The 18,643-nt window shown below is 41.0% G+C and carries 15 protein-coding genes; 8 read left to right on the plus strand and 7 right to left on the minus strand.

Going from position 1 to position 18,643, the window contains the following annotated elements; genetic code table 11:
- Window positions 1–66: 66 nt before the first annotated feature.
- From BLS32_RS01645 to BLS32_RS01665, 5 genes are all read right to left on the minus strand, one after another.
- Window positions 67–1,299, minus strand: a complete 1,233-nt coding sequence (locus BLS32_RS01645) for a metallophosphoesterase (protein WP_091391564.1) — start codon at window positions 1,297–1,299, stop codon at window positions 67–69.
- 186 nt (window positions 1,300–1,485) lie between these two features.
- Window positions 1,486–1,698, minus strand: a complete 213-nt coding sequence (locus BLS32_RS01650; protein WP_091391565.1) for a hypothetical protein — start codon at window positions 1,696–1,698, stop codon at window positions 1,486–1,488.
- 26 nt (window positions 1,699–1,724) lie between these two features.
- Window positions 1,725–1,940 carry a hypothetical protein gene (locus tag BLS32_RS01655; protein WP_091391566.1) on the minus strand — a complete coding sequence of 72 codons (216 nt, stop codon included), beginning with the start codon at window positions 1,938–1,940 and terminating at the stop codon, window positions 1,725–1,727.
- Between the two features lie 93 nt (window positions 1,941–2,033).
- Window positions 2,034–3,362, minus strand: a complete 1,329-nt coding sequence (locus tag BLS32_RS01660) for a sensor histidine kinase (RefSeq protein WP_245699301.1) — start codon at window positions 3,360–3,362, stop codon at window positions 2,034–2,036.
- Between the two features lies 1 nt (window position 3,363).
- A complete protein-coding gene (locus BLS32_RS01665) occupies window positions 3,364–4,038 on the minus strand; it encodes a response regulator transcription factor (RefSeq protein ID WP_091391567.1) in 675 nt (224 codons plus the stop codon).
- A gap of 458 nt (window positions 4,039–4,496) precedes the next feature.
- Between BLS32_RS01665 and polA the strand changes: the two genes are divergently transcribed.
- Window positions 4,497–7,331 (plus strand): DNA polymerase I, encoded by a 2,835-nt coding sequence (gene polA / locus BLS32_RS01670; protein ID WP_091392355.1) that lies wholly within the window; start codon window positions 4,497–4,499, stop codon window positions 7,329–7,331.
- Between the two features lie 79 nt (window positions 7,332–7,410).
- Here the strand turns inward: polA and BLS32_RS01675 are convergent, their stop codons facing one another.
- Window positions 7,411–7,800, minus strand: coding sequence for a VOC family protein (locus BLS32_RS01675; protein ID WP_091392357.1), 390 nt, complete (start codon window positions 7,798–7,800; stop codon window positions 7,411–7,413).
- A gap of 103 nt (window positions 7,801–7,903) precedes the next feature.
- On the opposite strand from BLS32_RS01675, the gene BLS32_RS01680 reads away from it, so the two are divergent.
- On the plus strand, window positions 7,904–8,563 hold the full coding sequence (locus tag BLS32_RS01680) for a DUF1579 domain-containing protein (RefSeq protein WP_091391568.1): 660 nt from the start codon (window positions 7,904–7,906) through the stop codon (window positions 8,561–8,563).
- A gap of 41 nt (window positions 8,564–8,604) precedes the next feature.
- Here the strand turns inward: BLS32_RS01680 and BLS32_RS01685 are convergent, their stop codons facing one another.
- Entirely contained in the window at window positions 8,605–11,238 is a 2,634-nt protein-coding gene (locus BLS32_RS01685; RefSeq protein WP_091391569.1) for a DUF5916 domain-containing protein, read from the minus strand.
- Window positions 11,239–11,491: 253 nt separating this feature from the next.
- Between BLS32_RS01685 and BLS32_RS01690 the strand changes: the two genes are divergently transcribed.
- From BLS32_RS01690 to BLS32_RS01715, 6 genes are read left to right on the plus strand one after another with little or no spacing between them, the layout of a single operon-like run.
- Window positions 11,492–12,394: a nucleotidyltransferase domain-containing protein gene (locus BLS32_RS01690; RefSeq protein ID WP_091391570.1), complete on the plus strand. Its 903-nt coding sequence runs from the start codon at window positions 11,492–11,494 to the stop codon at window positions 12,392–12,394.
- A complete protein-coding gene (locus BLS32_RS01695; protein ID WP_091391571.1) occupies window positions 12,387–13,844 on the plus strand; it encodes a B12-binding domain-containing radical SAM protein in 1,458 nt (485 codons plus the stop codon). The genes BLS32_RS01690 and BLS32_RS01695 overlap by 8 nt, the downstream gene beginning before the upstream one ends.
- Window positions 13,837–14,619, plus strand: a complete 783-nt coding sequence (locus BLS32_RS01700; protein WP_091391572.1) for a class I SAM-dependent methyltransferase — start codon at window positions 13,837–13,839, stop codon at window positions 14,617–14,619. The genes BLS32_RS01695 and BLS32_RS01700 overlap by 8 nt, the downstream gene beginning before the upstream one ends.
- On the plus strand, window positions 14,616–15,998 hold the full coding sequence (locus tag BLS32_RS01705) for a B12-binding domain-containing radical SAM protein (protein WP_091391573.1): 1,383 nt from the start codon (window positions 14,616–14,618) through the stop codon (window positions 15,996–15,998). The genes BLS32_RS01700 and BLS32_RS01705 overlap by 4 nt, the downstream gene beginning before the upstream one ends.
- A complete protein-coding gene (locus BLS32_RS01710; protein ID WP_091391574.1) occupies window positions 15,995–17,521 on the plus strand; it encodes a hypothetical protein in 1,527 nt (508 codons plus the stop codon). Before BLS32_RS01705 ends, BLS32_RS01710 begins: the two co-directional genes overlap by 4 nt.
- A complete protein-coding gene (locus BLS32_RS01715; protein ID WP_091391575.1) occupies window positions 17,518–18,642 on the plus strand; it encodes a hypothetical protein in 1,125 nt (374 codons plus the stop codon). The genes BLS32_RS01710 and BLS32_RS01715 overlap by 4 nt, the downstream gene beginning before the upstream one ends.
- Window position 18,643: the final 1 nt, after the last annotated feature.

The raw sequence follows: 18,643 nt of genomic DNA on the forward strand, positions 1-18,643 counted from the left end.
AAAATATTTATTTTCTAAACCTCGCGATTAGAGATATTACGATACAAAAGTAACATTTTTAACGAATTATGCTAATTTTTGCCCTTTTTTTAGTTCGAGAACCGTGATTTCAGGCATGATCCCAACGCGTCCCGGATAAGCATGATAACCAAAACCGCGGTTCACATAGACATATCTTCCAAATTCTTCATATAAGCCAGCCCACTGTTTATAGACGTATTGCGCCAAGCTCCATTTGAAATAGCCCGGAATTTCAATCCCGAACTGCATGCCGTGTGTATGTCCGGCCAGCGTTAAATGGTAATTCGTCGGGTGGTTTTTGACTTCATATTCCCAATGGCTTGGATCATGGCTCATTAAAATCTTGAAATCTTCTTTTTTGAGGTTTTGCGAAGCTTTGTGCAAATCGCCCGCCTGCTTAAAATTTTTGCCCCAGTTTTCTACGCCAACAAGTGCAATCCTGCCGTTTCCTTTTTCGATAAATGCATGTTCGTTCAGCATCAGTTTAAAATCAATTTGCCTGTGCAGATCTTTAATTGCCGCAAAATTATCGTCTTTCGCTTTCGCAGATTTCCAGTCGATGTATTCACCGTAATCGTGGTTTCCTAGAACGGAATATTTGCCGAAATCGTGTTTCCTGATGCGGTTGAACGTTTCGAGCCACGGATGCATTTCAGTCGCATGCGTATTCACGATATCGCCGGTAAACAAAATCATATCCGAATCCTGTTCATTGATCAAATCGATCGCATAGTTGATCTTTTCGGGATTGTCGAAACTTCCGCTGTGCACATCTGAAATCTGGGTGATCTTAAATCCGTCGAAAGCATCAGGAAGATCGGGAAAGTAAACGGTTTGTTTTAAAACCTTGAAATTATAACGTCCGATGGCAATTCCGTAAATCAAAGACAAAAACGGAATAGCTGCCAATCCAAATCCGACCTGGCTAACGAATTTTCTCCGCGTCGGAAAAACGCTCGTATCAATATCTGCATTAATAAAATAATTGATCCCGCCACGAAATAACCTGTAAATATCTTCGCCAAACATGATCAGCATCAATACAATTTTCGGAACATATACCAATAACAGCAAACCCATCGTAAATAAAGTCTGTTTTGTTTGCCCAACCGACCGATCGAATTGCGTGAAAGAATAAACAATGAAAACAAGCAGCAACAAGCTGATAACCTGATAAGAAAGCAGCGCCCAACGAAGTTTGGTTAGGGTGCGAAACGCCTGAAAAGCATAGAACTCGATGAACAACAACACTGCGATAAGCAAAAGCCAACGAACCATTTTTGAGATATTTTTGACAAATTAACAAAGAATCCAATTGCGGGGCGCATTCATTCTGTAAATTTTAACGATTGCCCTAAAAACTAAAAGCCGGCAAATGACATTGCCGGCTTTTTCGTTAACCAAAACTATTAAACTATGATTACAAAAAACCTCTTACCATTCTTTGCAACCGGGAAATACTAATTATTTTTTAGTTTTTGCAGCTTCCGCTTTTACTTCAGCTTTAGCCATTTTTGCGTCTGCCTTAGCTTCAGTTTTTGCAGCTTTAGCGTCGGCTTTCATTTCAGTTTTATGCTTTTTAGCATGTTTTTCAACTTTAGCTGCTGGCGCATCCTGAGCAAACGCCATAGTTGTTGTTAATCCTAAAACCGCTGCGATCATCATTAAATTTTTCATGATATTGATTTTTTATTTGTTATAAATTATTTTGTTTTTGTTTTTGTTTCCACTTTAGTGGTTGTTTTTTTAGCGGTTTCTGTTTTTGCAGGCGCTGCTTTGGTTTCGGTTTTCGTTTCCGTTTTTACCACTTCCGTTTTGTGTTTTTTGTTGCTTTTTACAGTTTTTGCAGGCGCTTCCTGAGCGTAAGTCATAGTTGTAGCCAATCCTAAAACCGCAACTAACATCATTAATTTTTTCATGGTTATAATTCTTTATTGATTAATTATAGACCAAAGGTATTCCTGTAAAATGAAGATTAAATGAAGATTTTGTGAAGCACTGAATTTTAACTTTTATTTAAGTTCAGATGGAAACAGCAATTTAAAAGTGGTTCCGGTTTCTGCTTTTGATGTTACCAAGATAATAATGTTGTGAAAGTTTGCTATCGTATGTACGATCGCCAATCCCAATCCTTGTCCGTCCTGATCCGTACTGATCCTGCTAAACCTTTCGAAGATGTGCAGCAGTTGATTTTCATTCATCCCGATTCCCGAATCTGAAATTTCAATGAAATAATTCCGATCTTCAATCCCGTCTAAAATCGCAATGCTTCCGCCGATGTGGTTGTATTTTATCGCATTCACAATTAGATTGTACAATAAGATGTGAATGAGTGTTTGATTGGCCGTAAACTCAAAATCGGTACTTGCCTTATTAAATAAAGTAATATTTTTTTCTTCAAACCGGTCTTCTAAATCGATTATCAAATCCCGGATCACATCGGCAACAGCCACTTTTTCATTTGCTGCATACTGATTGTTCTCGATTTTTGAGATCAGCAGCAAATTGTTGATGATTTTCTTCAGCATGTCAAGCGTGCGAAGGGAAGCTGCAATTTTATCAACGGCGTTGTCATCCAAAGATTCGTTCTGAAGCAGGTTTTCCAACCGGTTTTTAAGCAGCGAAATCGGCGTCATTAATTCATGCGACACGTTTGCGATAAATTGCTTTTCGTTTTTGAATACTTCGCCAATGCGTTTCATCATCTGATTTAAAACGGTATCGAGCTCTTCAAAATCTGCGGTATGCGAAGCCACCGGCGTATAATCGAAGGAATCCGGATCGTTTGCATTGCGGATTTTCGTATTGATGATCTTATAAAACGGCTTCAGCAAATATTCAATGTAAAACGTATCGACAATGAAGGTCAGGATAATCACAACGCCAAAAAGAATGATGATGAAAGCTTTGATAATAAACGTCAGGTCCTTGATTTCATTGAGGCTGCTGCCAATTTCAAGCAGGTATTTCGAATCTTCATACACAAATGCATATTGCAAAATCCGGTATTCATTGGTTTCATCCTCTATGATCCGCGGCTCATTCACAAAAGCCGTTTTCTTCATCACCTGATTTTCGGGAAGCCGCGACAACTGCAAAAAAGAATTGTGCAGCATCGAATAACTCGCATACGTATCGCTCGAATCGTTCCCTACAATATAATCGTTGATTTCTTCCTTATCAAGATGCTGGATGAACTTTTGCTTCTTTTCGAGCAGGCTTTTATTGATGTGTTTGTAGACGACATTCTGGATCAGCATCGGAAGCACAAACCACAAGACGACGATGATCAGCAATCTGGTCAGTGCGTTGAATATGGAAAGCTGGTGCTTGATTTTCATCTTACAGGTTGATTCTGTAGCCAACGTTTCTAACGGTTTCAAACCATTCTAAAGTCGCAAATTTATCTAGTTTTTTGCGAAGGTTTCTCACGTGTACATCGATAAAATTCGAATCGGAATTGATTTCGAGTATGTCACCCCAAATGTGTTCGGTCAATTGCAAACGTGTAATCACACGGTTTTTGTTCAGAGCCAGATACCTAAAAATATCAAATTCTTTCTTCGTCAGCGCAATCGGATTTTCATTAAAGCTCACTTTATAATCCTGCAATTGCAGCTTAAATCCGTGAATATCGAGTACATTCGCAGCAAATCCGTGCATCCTGCGGATGATCGCCTGCAAACGTGCGCCAAGTTCCGTCAGCGCAAAAGGTTTGGTCAGATAATCATCGGCGCCAAGCTGCAAACCGTTAATGCGGTCGTCGAGTTCGCCACGCGCCGTAATAATTACCACCGCAATATCCGATTGTTTTTTCCGGATGCCTTTCAAAACGTCAAATCCGCTGCCATCAGGCAAACCCAGGTCGAGCAGCATCGCATCAAAACTGTTTACCGAAAGCTCCTCAAGCGCAGTTTCGCAATCCTTTGCCCATTTGCACAAATAGCCGTTCTTAGAAAGGTAATCGACGATTTCTTGGGCCAATTCCGGATGGTCTTCAACAATCAGAATATTCATAAAGGTTCGATAAGTGTGACAAAGAAAATAAATTTTTCTGAACGCGCTTCGTAAATGTTAGTTAAACAAAAAAACCGGCGGTTAGGCCGGCTTTCCAGTAATTAACGCTTTTGTTTTGGCTGCTTCCAAGATAATTGGTCATTCATTCAATGCAGTCAAAGCAACAGCATTTATTATTTTGTCAGGTTATTTCTAAGCCAAATGTAGGATTGTAAAATGAAGTTCAAATGAAGAAATGAAATTTTCAGAAATAAAATTTGGGCGTTGCCTTCGGCCAGGCTGTCCGCTGTATCTTGGCTCCATTGCATTTCGCCAAGGATGCCGCTTCCATCCTTAACGCGGATGAAACTTCAAATCAAAATCAATCCAAAATGCAATTTTCGACTACAATTTTTGTTTGGCTTTGCCCCTCAAACTTTGTACATTTGGAGCTTATAATTTTTCAACTCCAACCGTTTATGTCAGCTCAAAAACGCCTTTTCCTGCTCGATGCCTACGCCTTGATTTTTCGTGGATATTATGCTTTTATCAAAAACCCAAGAATCAATTCCAAAGGCATGGACACGTCGGCCATCATGGGTTTCATGAACTCGTTGCTCGATGTCATCAAACGCGAAAAACCCGATCATTTAGCTGTTGCTTTTGACAAGGGCGGAAGTCATGTTCGTACCGAATTGTTTACCGATTACAAAGGAAACCGAAGCGCCACGCCCGAAGCAATCATGATCGCACTGCCTTACATCCACGATATTTTACGCGCGATGCACATCCCAATCATCGAATTTGAAGGCTGTGAAGCCGACGATTTGATCGGAACCATCGCAAAGCAGGCCGAAAAACAGAATTACCAGGTTTTTATGGTCACACCCGATAAGGATTTTGCACAACTGGTTTCAGAGAATATTTTCATGTACAAACCCGCAAGAATGGGCAACGGCATCGAAATCTGGGGCGTTCCCGAAGTTTTGGAGCGGTTCGAAATTGAGCGCCCGGAGCAGGTCATCGATTTCCTAGGCATGATGGGCGACGCGGTAGATAACATTCCGGGATTGCCCGGCGTGGGCGAAGTGACCGCAAAAAAGCTGTTGAAGGAATTCGGATCGATGGAAAATTTATTGGACAACACCCATTTGCTCAAAGGCAAAATGAAGGAAAATATCGAAGCCAATAAAGAACTCGGATTGCTGTCTAAAAAACTTGCTACGATCATTTGCGACTGCGACGTGACGTTCAATGAAGACGATTATGAACTCACCAAACCCGACGCTGAAAAAGTCGAATTGCTGTTTCAGGAACTCGAATTCAGGCGAATGGCCGAACAGTTCAACAGTTTGTTTTATACCGAAAATAAAAGTTATGCCAATGTCGAAAGCCAGGGCCTTGCTCCTACTAAAACGATTGTCAAAAACCAGGACCAGTTTGATCTTTTTGGCGACCATTCAGGCGATACGGCAGAACACATTTCATCCGGACATTATAAAACTTTAGCCAATACCGACCATTTTTACCAAACCATTGAAGGGGATTTTGCAATCAAAATGCTGCTGCGCAATTTACTCAATCAAACATCCGTAAGTTTTGATACTGAAACCACTTCGATCGACCCGCTTTACGCCGAACTTGTTGGTTTGTCATTTTCATGGGAAAGCGGTAAAGGATTTTACATTCCGGTTCCTGAAAACCGTGATGAAGCGCAAGCCATCGTAGACAAATTCCGACCTTTTTTCGACGCGGAACACATTGAAAAAATCGGGCAGAATTTAAAATACGACCTGAAAGTGTTGTTCAATTACGGCATTTCGGTCAAAGGAAAAATGTTCGACACGATGCTTGCACATTACCTCATCAATCCGGACATGCGCCACAACATGGATGTTTTGTCTGAAACTTATTTAAAATATTCTCCAAAACCGATCGAAGACCTCATCGGAAAAAAAGGTAAAGGGCAAAAAACGATGCGCGATATTGCGATTGAAGAAGTCAAGGAATATGCTGCTGAAGATGCCGATGTAACGTTCCAGCTCAAAGAGCATTTCGCCCCGATCTTAGACAAAACCGACACCCGGAAATTATTCGACGAGATCGAAATTCCGCTGATGCCCGTTTTAGCAGATATGGAAACCGAAGGCGTTCGGCTTGATGTTGATTTCCTGAAATCGCTTTCGGGCGAACTCGAAAACGACATCAAATCGCTTGAACATAAAATCTACGAAGCGGCTGGCGAAACGTTCAACATTGCTTCGCCAAAGCAACTCGGCGAGATCTTATTCGACAAATTAAAGATCGGCGGTGCCAAGCAAAAGAAAACCAAAACAGGGCAATATGCGACCGGTGAGGAAATTTTGTCGTATCTGGCGCTTTCGAGTCCGTTTGTGCAGGAAATCCTCGACTGGAGGCAATTGGTGAAATTAAAAAACACTTACGTGGATGCATTGCCGTTGCAGGTTTGCGGAAAAACCGGCCGCGTCCACACCGATTATATGCAGGCCGTTGCAGCAACCGGAAGATTGAGTTCGAACAACCCGAATTTGCAGAATATCCCGATTCGCACCGAACGCGGACGCCAGATCAGGAAAGCATTCATCCCAAGAGATGAAAACCACACTTTATTATCTGCCGATTATTCGCAAATTGAATTAAGAATTATTGCAGCTTTGAGTGGTGAGGAAAACATGATCAATTCGTTTAAAAACGGAGAAGACATTCACAAATCTACCGCGGCAAAAGTGTTTAATGTGGCTTTGGAAGAAGTGACGCGCGAACAAAGAAGCCATGCAAAAACGGTTAATTTCGGAATTATTTACGGGGTTTCGGCTTTCGGACTCAGCAACCAAACATCTTTGACGAGAAGTGAAAGTGCCGATCTGATCAACGCATATTACCAATCGTATCCAAGGCTCAAAGCCTATATCCAGGAACAAATTGAAATTGCGCGCGAAAACGGATTCGTACAAACGATTTCTGGAAGAAGGCGGTATCTAAAAGACATCAATTCGCAAAACGTCATGGTTCGCGGCGGTGCCGAACGAAATGCAGTAAACGCGCCCATTCAGGGAAGTGCAGCCGACATTATTAAAATCGCGATGATCAACATCCATAAAAAACTGACTTCACAAAACTGGAAAAGCAAGATGTTGCTGCAGGTTCATGATGAGCTTGTATTTGATGTGCACAATGACGAACTCGAGAAAATCCAGCCGATGATCAAATTCGAAATGGAAAATGCATTCAAACTTGAAGTACCGCTTGAAGTCGATATGGGCATTGGAAAAGACTGGCTCGAAGCGCATTAATTATTATTATTTCTGCCTAGTAATTTAGTCATTTCGCTTTTTTGTCATTTCGACCTTTGTCATTTCGACGAAGGAGAAGTCACGGTAAATTTAGCTGCCACGAAACCCCGAATTGATCTTCTGTCCAGCCAAATTTTTGGCTAAAACCGTAATTGCCCAAAGCCATCATAATTTTTCCTTTTTCTGAAAGTGCCTCGAATAATTTGTCAAGTTCTGCTTCAGAATCACAATCTACAAACAGTGACATCGACGGTGTAAATGTAAAATTGTGCTTCGCAATGCTGTCGATACACATGAAAGGTTTTCCGTTAAGCGTAAATTTTGCCTGCATAATCGTTCCGGCTTTTCCAGGCCCATTTTCATCATAATAAACCACATTGTCAATTTGGGAAGATTTGAAAATACCAGTATAAAACTGCATTGCTTTTTCAGCAGTTCCTTCAAACATTAAAAAAGTTGTAATTGTCATTTTTGAAAAGTATAATCCAAATTTAATGATTTTCATCTTATAATAAATGGTATCGCATATTTTCATAAATTTGGCTAACAAACTAAAAATCAACAATTAAATTATGAAAAAAATAATGATTTCAATGGCTGCGCTGTTGCTGATGACAGTCGCCTGCAAAAAAAATGAAGAAAAAGCCGCTTATGCCAATGCCGGTTCAACCGACACCACAACAGTAAAATCTGAAGCTGCAGAAGCTGTTGTTCCGATGGATTCTGCTGCGATGGAAAAAGCCTGGATCGCTTATGCAACTCCCGGAGAAGCACACAAAATGCTTGCTATGGATAACGGAAACTGGGATGAAGATCTTACCATGTGGATGAAACCCAACGACCCAAAACCGATGAAAACCAAAATGACCGCATCCAGCAAAATGGTGCTTGGCGGACGTTATCAGGAAATGGTTCACAAAGGAACCATGATGGGCCAGTCTTTCGAAGGGCACGGAACAGTGGCTTACAACAACGCTTCAAAGAAAATAGAATCGACCTGGATCGACAACATGGGAACCGGAATGATGTATATGTCTGGCGCTTACGACGGAACGGCAAAAACGATGGAATTAAAAGGTGAAATGGTCGATCCGATGACCGGAAAAAACAAGCCTTGCCGTGAAACTTTTACCGTCATTGACGACAACACCAGAAAAATAGAAATGTTTGACGTAACCCCTGACGGAAAAGAATACAAATCGATGGAAATCGTGATGACGCGAAAAAAATAATTTTTTTCAAGAAAATCCGCAGCTTCAACTGCGGATTTTTTTTATAATACAAACCTGTAAGTGGCTTTGATCAGGAAAATATTTTCAGGTTTCTGATCTAAAATCTGCGAATCGAGTCCTCGGAATAAATTGGCCTGCGGATTTGCCGAGCCATCGATGCCCTGCGACCAGACTAAAAATATTTCCGAACCCGGAATATATTCCCATCTTAAAACCAGGTTTGATCGGTATTGCACGAAAGAAAAATCAGGGTTTTGGATGTTGTAATCTGCCGATCCATACGCATTTTCATCAACATTATAAACATCAGCCGCCGCATTGAAAGCAATCTGGTTGGGATTGAAAACATTGATTCTGTCTTTATAGGACTTAGCTGTAGGGTTTACAATTTTATTGAATGCATTGTAGCGTCCACGTGAAATAAACGGTTGTCCGTAATATTGAATCGTAAGGTTCGGATTGATGTTATAATCCAGCCGAACCGACATGCTCAACGTGCGCTGGTCGAGATTTGCCGTAATGTACCTCGGATCATTTCCGAATCTGGTTTGCGTAACATATTGCGTTTTGCTTCCGTTTCTGACGTAGTTAGGGCTTAATGAAAATGTAAATGCATTGATGGGCTGATACGTAATTCCGGCATCAACCTCAGTGTAAAATCCTGATTTTTCCCTTTCCTGCGACACATACATTCCGGCATAATACCTGAATTTCTTGCGCGAATCGGAATTGAAATTCGCATACCCGAAAACATCTTCAGAAAACCGGTATCTTGGCCCGCCCTGCAGCATCGAATTGGTGAAACGCCTGGATTTATACTGCAATTGAAAGTTCGTGTTCCAGTTATTCTTGTAATTCCAATTGCTCGTCATCGTGTACTGCATCCGATTGAAATTGCCATCAAAATCATGAAAAGACAACTGCTCCAATCTTGTAAAAATTTTCCGGAATACTTTGAAAGGTTTTAGTGTTTGATAAGTCACCACGCCGTATTGCCGGATTTCATCCGCCTGTCTCAAAAACCCTACATCGTTAAGTTCCAGTTCCGGAGAGCGCCAAAGCAGCAAACCGTAATAACGCCAGTTTCCGACGCTGCCTTTTCCTGCTTCGATTTTCCCGCCGGTTCCAGTAAGAGAAGTCTCGTTTTCATCGACAAAAACATGTTTGGCATCGACGCGTTGGAACAAATGCGTGAGTTTGCGCTGTGTATTTGTAATGGCTTCCTTGCTTCCACCAACGTGGCTTGCGACGACGCTTCCTGTCATGTAATATTTCCTGTCATTCCAGTTGTGCTTGAAATCGATGCCAGCAGAATAGGCTTCTTTGTGCAGGAAATCGAGTTCGTTGCCATGCAGATTCCGGTTTGTTGCCGTAAAAATCCCACCAATATAACTGTTGCGGTTGTTGAAATCCTTCTGCACACGCGACACGAGATAATTCGTTGTTGGCTCGACCATTTCCTTGCGGCGGCTTCCGTTGTTGTCGATTTCGGCGAAAGCCTCGTTGGTCACACTTTCGAGAATCCCAAGCGACCAGCCGTTTTTGGTTTTTCCGCTGAATTTTGCCGCGCCGAGAATCGTTGTATTGTCCGGGACATCAGCAAATTCGACATTTTCCGTTGCCGGATATGCCTGTGGGCTGCGTCCGATGCGTCGCGAATAGAATAAATTATCCTGTCCATCGGCAAATCGGTAATCAAAAATATTTTTATTTTCGACAAAAAACGGGCGTTTTTCTTCGAAGAAAATCTGAAAACCATCGAGTGCAATGGCTGCCGGATCGGCTTCTACCTGCCCGAAATCAGGATTAATGGTTAAGTCTAAAGTCAAGTCGTTTGTAATGCCGACTTTAGCGTCGAGTCCGCCGTTGATTTTAAAATCCTGTCCGTCGCGGAATGGATTTCCAGGTTCTTTTGGATACGTTTTCAGCTGCGTCACTACGAAAGGCTGGATTTCGAGTTGCTTTTGGGGTTCGAGATCGATGAGTCCGCGGAGTTCACCAAATTCACTAACCCAGCCCGGCGCATCTTGTGGCACGCGCTGCCAAACCGAACGTTCTTCGGCACGAAAATACCTGCGCGTAGATTGCAGTCCCCAAATCTGCTCTTTACTGTTGCCGAATTTGAGTTGGCTGAACGGAATTTTGACTTCGGCAGTCCAGCCTTGCTCGTCAATATTGGTTTTCATGTACCAGATCGGATTCCAGCTGCTGTCCCAATTGTTTCCATTATCGGAAATAAATTCGTCGCCTTTGACACCTGAAGCCGAAACCGTAAATGAAAATCCGGTGCGCTTGTCGTTGTAGCTGTCAATATTGAATTCTACCCAATCGCCTTCAAAACCATCGCGGCGCGACAATCTTTTTACGATGCCTTTCGGGTCTTTATCGTAGCATCTGAAAGCAAAATAGAGAAATTTTTTATCGTAAATGATCTTGAATTTGGTTTGCTCTGAAGGCGGCGTATTTTCATCGGGCTGGTTTTCGATGTAATCGCCGGTCCAATCTACAATGTCCCAGCTTTTTTCGTTGATCAATCCGTCAATAACCGGAGATTCTATATCGCCGAGTGCTTTGGTTGTATATACTTTTTTTTCTATAACGGCTTTATCCTGAGCAATGCCGCATTGGCTTCCAAGCAATAACAAAAAAATACAGCCGGCCGTGAAGAATTTCATAAATAAGAGTTTGGATCAATAGACATCATTTATGGGTTTGTGTTACAGTTTTAATCCCTTTTATGTGGATTTAATTCTCTTTTTTTAACAGCTTTAAATCAGCAAATCACATTGTATTTGCCACAAAATCAATATTTTATATTAAAAAAATAAATTAGAGCTAAATTTCTTTTAACATTGCCGCAACCATTCCTTTTAAAAGCCATCCAAAAGACACAACCTTCTAAAACGGCCATTAAAAAACAAATGCAAATTGGAAACTTTAAAAACAATACTTTACTTTTCTGTCTTCAATTATCCGTTGAAAATAGAGGAGATCTGCCATTTTTCAGCGGAGAATGACCGGGAAAAAGTAATGAAAGAACTCGAGTTGCTTTTGGAACAGAAAGTCATCATCCAATCGGATGAATTTTACCTGATCAAAGCCAATCTCGATCAGATCGAAAAAAGAAAAAAAGGAAATAAAATGGCTGTCAGCGCTTTGGTCAAAGCACAGGAAAGGGCACGGTTTATTTCCAAATTCCCATTTGTAGAAGCCGTTGGTGTCTCAGGTTCGTTATCCAAAGGCTATTATGACGACAACAGCGATATTGATTTTTTTGTCATTACGAAGCCAGAAAAAGTCTGGATCTGCAGGACTTTTTTAATGCTTTACAAGAAAATTTTCCTGATGAATTCGCGAAAATATTTCTGCATCAATTATTTTATGTCATCGTGCCAACTCGAACTGGAAGAGAAAAACCGGTTTACGGCGACTGAAATTAAAACGCTGATCCCATTTCAGGGCAAGCAGGTTTTTGAAGAATTTTACCACAAAAACGAATGGGTTCACAATATTTTAGGCGAATTCAAACCCGATTTTAATCAGATACAAAACATCAGCAAACCAAAGCCTGTCAAAGCGCTCGAATATTTATTGGGTTCGCCGCCGGGAAACCTGATTGACGCTTCTTTCAGAAAAATCACCGTATCTTTCTGGAAAATGAAATTCAGCCAAATGCGGACAGAAGATTTTAAAGTGGCGCTAAAATCGACCAAAAACATTTCAAAGCATCATCCGTTGAATTTCCAGAAAAAAGTCATCGGATCGCTGAATGAAAAATACGACGAGATCAGGCGAAACCACAACATCGAATTAACTCCGGAATATGTCTAAAATCCTTTTTTCACATTCTTATTATTACAAACTCGACCCGAAGCAATGGAAAAACAAAACGCCATTTCCGCCTTTGGGTACTTTATATGCGGCTTCATTACTACGCAAAAACGGACATGAAGCACGCCTTTTCGATACGAATTTAACCGACAGTCCGGCTGCTATTTCAGACATGATCGAACTGCACCAGCCCGAATTTCTCGTCATTTACGACGACGGATTTAATTACCTAACCAAAATGTGCCTGACGAACATGCGCGAAGCGTGTTTTGAAATGATTGCGATCGGAAAAAAAGCCGGTTGCAAGATCATCATCTGCAGTTCAGATTCTACAGATCATGCAGCAGAATATCTGGAAAAAGGTGCCGATTTCATCATTCTAGGCGAAGGTGAAATGACGTTGCTGGAATTGGTTGAAACCCTTCAGGAAGATGAAAATACGGCAGCAATTTCGGGAATTGCATACCTGAAAAATGATCGGCTTCAATCAAACCCGAAACGTCCCGTACTCCAAAATCTTGACGAATTGCCGATGCCTGCCTGGGATTTGGTCAACATCAATAAATATAAAAACATCTGGCTTGAAAGCGGCCAGCCATTCACTTTAAATATCGCTACAACGCGCGGCTGCCCTTACAAATGCAACTGGTGCGCGAAACCTATTTACGGCAACCGCTACAATTCGCATTCGCCGGAATATATCGCAAAACACATTGCTTTTTTAAAATCTTCGTATGGCGCAGAACGCTTTTGGATGTGCGATGATATTTTTGGGCTGAAGCCAAATTGGGTTGGGGAATTCAACGACCAACTCAAAAAACGCGACCTCAACATTAAATATTACATACAAAGCCGCGCAGATTTGCTTCTTAAAGAAGACATGATCAATTTGCTCGCAGATTCCGGACTGGAAGAAGTGTGGATTGGTGCCGAAAGCGCTTCGCAGAAAATCCTCGATGCAATGGACAAAGGCACCAAAGTAGAGCAAATTTATGAAGCGACGCGGTTGCTGAAAAGCCAAAACATTCGCGTGGCATTCTTTCTTCAATTCGGGTATTTGAATGAAAATCAGGACGATATTTTAAAAACGATCGGAATGGTGAAGGAACTGATGCCCGACAATATCGGGATTTCTATTTCGTATCCTTTGCCGGGAACGAAATTTTATGAAACCGTAAAATCTGAGCTGAAATTAAAAGCAAACTGGAAAGATTCCGACGATCTCGACATGATGTTCAACGGCACTTTTAAAACCAAATATTACAGGAAACTGCAGCGTTTCGTGCATAAAGAATACCGCAAAAGCCAGGGTTTTTTGTACTTGAAGCAAATACTCAAAAATCCGTTTGAATTGTCATTTGGAAAAATCATATCTGTAGTAAAACTCGGTTATTACATTCCGAGCGCTTTCGTTGATACCTTTCATTTAAAAAGATTGCAAAATGGCTAATTCCTTCGATTCGGCAGCGGCAGTTTACGACGAAACCTTTACCCATTCGGTTATTGGAAAACTGCAACGCGGAATTGTACAGCGTCATTTTCAGAAGATACTCGACATCCAAAAACCGAAAACCATTCTTGAAATCAATTGTGGAACTGGCGAAGATGCGATTTGGCTGGCGAAGCAAAATTTTAAAGTCACGGCGACCGATCTTTCTGAAAAAATGATCGCGGTTGCGAAAACTAAGGAAAATCAGCACAAAATTATTTTCAAAAAAGCCGACATCAACGAATTGCCGACTGATTTTACAGATGAAAAATTCGATTTGATCTTTTCAAATTTCGGCGGGTTGAACTGCCTTTCAGAAATCAGGCTGGAATTGTTTTTTAAAAATGCAGCTGAATTGCTTTCAGAAAACGGCCATTTGATTTTGGTCATTATGCCGAAAAACACGCTTTGGGAACAATTTTATTTTCTGGCGAAAGCCAATTTTAAAAGTGCTTTCAGAAGAAAAAAACACCCTGCAATTGCAAATATCAACGGCGAAAAAGTGCTCACCTATTATTACAATCCGATGAAAGTTAAAAACCTGGCAGATGGTTTTTTTAAACTCATAAAACTTCATCCGGTTGGTTTTTTTGTGCCACCGTCTTATCTAGAGCCTTTTTTCAGGAACAAGCACAGATTGATTTCGGCTTTAAGCCAACTGGAAAACGGCATCCAAAACCGCAAATCGCTTTCGAGATTTTCCGATCATTATTTTATAGCGCTTCAGAAATTATGAGCATTTTACTCACACACGGCTATTATTTATCTGATGATCCGAAAGAGCAAAAGATCATGAAACCTTACCCGCCATTGGGTTTGCTGTACATTTCGGGTTATTTGTGGAGCAAAAACATTGCGAATGACGTTTTTGACAGCACTTTTTATTCGAAAGAAGCACAATTGGCATTCATCCTTGAAAAAAAGCCTGAAGTCGTTGCCATTTATACGAACCTGATGACGAAAATTGAAGTCGTCAAACTGATTAAAATTTTAAAAACCACTGCATTCGGTTTTCCGAAAATCATTCTCGGCGGTCCGGATGTTAGTTACAATTTAGACAATTACCTCAGCACTGGCGTCGATTTTCTGATCATTGGCGAAGGCGAAGAAACGACATTTGAACTGTATCAGGCGATCCAAAACCAAACCGCTTTTTCAGTCGTCAACGGAATTGCTTACCTCGAAAACGGAAATCTCGTAAAAACGCTTCCGCGAACGAAATTCCGGGAACTCGACGACTTGCCATTGCCGAACCGCGACGCCATTCCAAACGAAAAATACCTGCAAACATGGAAAGACAACCACGGCGAAAGCTCGATGACGATTTCGACGCAACGCGGCTGTCCTTATACCTGCAAATGGTGCAGCACTGCGGTTTATGGACAAAGTTACCGCAGGCGTCCGCCACATCTGGTTGCGCAGGAAATGAAAATGCTGAAGGACAAATACAATCCCGACGCGATCTGGTTTGTCGATGATGTGTTTACGATCAGCCACAAATGGCTTACTGCTTTTCATGAAGAAGTTGTAATGCAAAACGCACAGATCAGGTTTGAATGCATCACGCGCGCAGAGAGATTGAATGAGGAAATTTTAAAACTGCTCAAAGAAGCCGGTTGTTTCCGGATCTGGATTGGTGCAGAAAGCGGTTCGCAGAAAGTCATCGATTTAATGGACCGCCGTGTGGATGTGAACCATGTGAAGAAAATGATCCAGGACACGAATGCGCTCGGCATTGAAACCGGAACGTTTGTAATGGTGGGTTATCCGGGCGAAGATGAAAATGACATTTCGGAAACGATTCAATATCTGAAAGAAGCCAATCCGACACATTATACGATTACGATCGCATATCCGATCAAGGGCACTTCTTTATATGATGAGATCGAAAAAGACATTTTGGTCAAGCCGGATTGGGAACAATCAACGGATCGCGAAATTGATTTCAAGCGCAATTATCCACGGAAATATTACGATTACGCTGTTTCGAAAGTCGTGAATGAAGTCGAATTTCATCGGGAATTTTACAAATCCGACCGAAATAATTTAAAGGCTTTGAAGCTTAAAACCAAATCGATCCTTGCAGGCACGATGATGACTTTGAATAAATCTTGAAAGCCAAAAACAGATATATTCTTTTACTTACAGCACTTTATTTTGCGATAAGTTATGTTGGCATTTTACATCATGAATTGTGGCTGGATGAAGCGCACCATTGGCTTTTGGCGCGTGACAGCGGCAGTTTTTCTGAACTGGTTCAGGCCACGCGGATCGAAGGCCATCCCATTTTATGGAATGTTTTGCTGTTTGGAATTACACGGTTTACATGGAACCCATTTTGGATGCAACTCCTAAATGTACTGATTGCGACTGCTTCGGTTTCTGTATTTTTATGGAAAGCACCGGTTTCGCTACCGTTCAAAATTCTTTTTATTTTCGGGTATTTCATGATTTTCGAATACAATCTGATTAGCCGAAATTATATGTTGGGCGTTTTATTTTTGTTTTTGGCGTGTGCTGCTTTTCGGGATCGCAAACAAAATTTTGCTTTATTGTGTTTTTGGCTTGCCTTGGCGGCAAATGTACATTTGATGTTTAGTGTGATTGCCTTCGCTTTGTTGCTGGCTTTGATAGTGGAAAATTATCAGCAACAAAAGTTGTTTGACAAATCATATCTGGTTGGCTACATCATTTTTTCAATTGGAATTTTACTGCTTTTTGTTCAGATTTTAAGCTCGAATTCAGGCTGGTTTTTTGGTTCTATAAATCAAAATCCGTTTTCAGAAAAAATCTCAAAAGGACTCATTTCATTCTTTAAAGGAATTGTGTTGCTGCCCGATTTTAGGACATTGCATTTTTGGAATACAAATTTAATTGTTGTTTTAAGCCGGAAATTATCCGTTGTTTTAGGTTTGATGATTTATTTTCTTCCGTTGTTTGTTTTTCGGAAAAAGCACGCGCTTTTCTTCGTTTACATCGCTTTAATCGGAATGCAGGTTTTCTTTTTTATCACCCAAAGAGCAGCGGCGCGTTTCCATGGGATGGCGTTTCTGATTGTCATTATTGGTTTTTGGATCGAACATTATTATGTTTCTGATCATTCGAAATTCAAGAATATTTCAATCCGTTTTGATCTTACAAAATTTAAAAAAGCCATACTTTATAGTATTCTCATTTTACATTGCTTTTCAGGAATAATAGCTTATTACATTGATTTCACGCAGCCGTTTGCTTCTGCAAAAGAAATAGTGGATTTTGTCAGATCAAAAAAACTGGACCAACTTCCAATTATGGCACTAACTTGTGATGGCACTGTTCCCAGCGCTTATTTTGAAAAGAAAATTTGGTTTTTATACGATCATAGTTATCAAAGCTATTGCCATTGGGATGGAAATTTTCCTTCCAATGTTTCAGCTTCAGAAATTGCAGTATTGATCGGTGATTTCATGAAAAACCACAACCGCGCAGTGTATATTTCTTATGACCCGATCGTTAAAAATTCGGAAACCGGCATCTGGATCCCGATTTCCAATGAGGTGAAAGTGCGATTCTTAAAAGCATTTGTAAACAACGCTGTGGTGTCCGACAAATATTATATTTTTGAAGTGTCACGAATCACTGAAACAAACCAGCGATGAAAAAATTCTCCATTCTTTTCGTGTTTTTTTTGCTATCGTGTGCGAACAATTCGGCTTCCGATTTGATGGCTGATGCCGATACTTTTGAAACGCTAAACTTAAAATGGAACAAAGCATATCCTGATGACAACATCCAGAAATCGTCAATCGGGCTTGAATGGGCGCTTTCCTATTGTGGCGCAATTTTACCGAATGCACCAGGCGGAATAAATGTTGGCACTGAAATTATCACACTTAATTTAAGTGAATTGGGTTTTACAGATGCCGCACTTGAGAAACTGTACAAACTCCACCAAAAAATAAAATCTTCACCCGAATATCAGGCAAACGGAACGATCGATCTTGGGCGTTACGTGACTTTATTGCTCGGCGCGCCGGAACATTATTACCGGATTGTGGGCATTCCCGAAAAACTTGACGATGTGCTTTCAAATTATAATTTGCTGCCAGAAAAAGGCTACGTCAACCATTCCGGCGTGTCGCTGGAACATCGGATCCTCCGGTTTTCGGAACAAAAAAAGCTTAACCAGGTGTTTGTTTCTTCAGAAGTCGATTCGGTTTCGGGTGCTGTTTATGAATATGAAACGATAGAAATCATCCCGAACGGACAAATCCGGTTTGGTATTTTTGATGCTGATGGCAATCGGAAAAACAATGCCGATGCATTGCATTCAAACGCCGGAAAACCTGCAAAATGCATGTGGTGCCACGAATCGATCATTCAACCTTTGTACAATGTTCAGGGAAATTTTCCGGAATTCCTGACGTATTTGCAGTTGAAAGAAAAACTAATCAATTTCAATCAATTGCTTCAAAACCAAAAATATGCGCTCACAACCGGAGTCGATTTTTCCCAGAACCAGCAAAATACCCTGACCGAATTGCTGTATATTTCTTTTATGGAACCATCGGCAGAACGGCTGGCTTTAGAGTGGAATTTGCCGCTTGCGAATGTTCAATCCTTGCTTTTGGGATTGCCCACGCATACATACCACGAATTTCCTTTCTTGGGGAATTTATACGACCGAAATATGATAGAAAACCTTGCGCCGCATAAAGGTTTGTCTGTTTCTTCAAGTGTTCGCGAAGCTTCTGAAACCGAAGTCAACCACATCAATTAGT

The sequence above is a fragment of the Flavobacterium noncentrifugens genome (assembly GCF_900100375.1).
Classification (GTDB): domain Bacteria; phylum Bacteroidota; class Bacteroidia; order Flavobacteriales; family Flavobacteriaceae; genus Flavobacterium; species Flavobacterium noncentrifugens.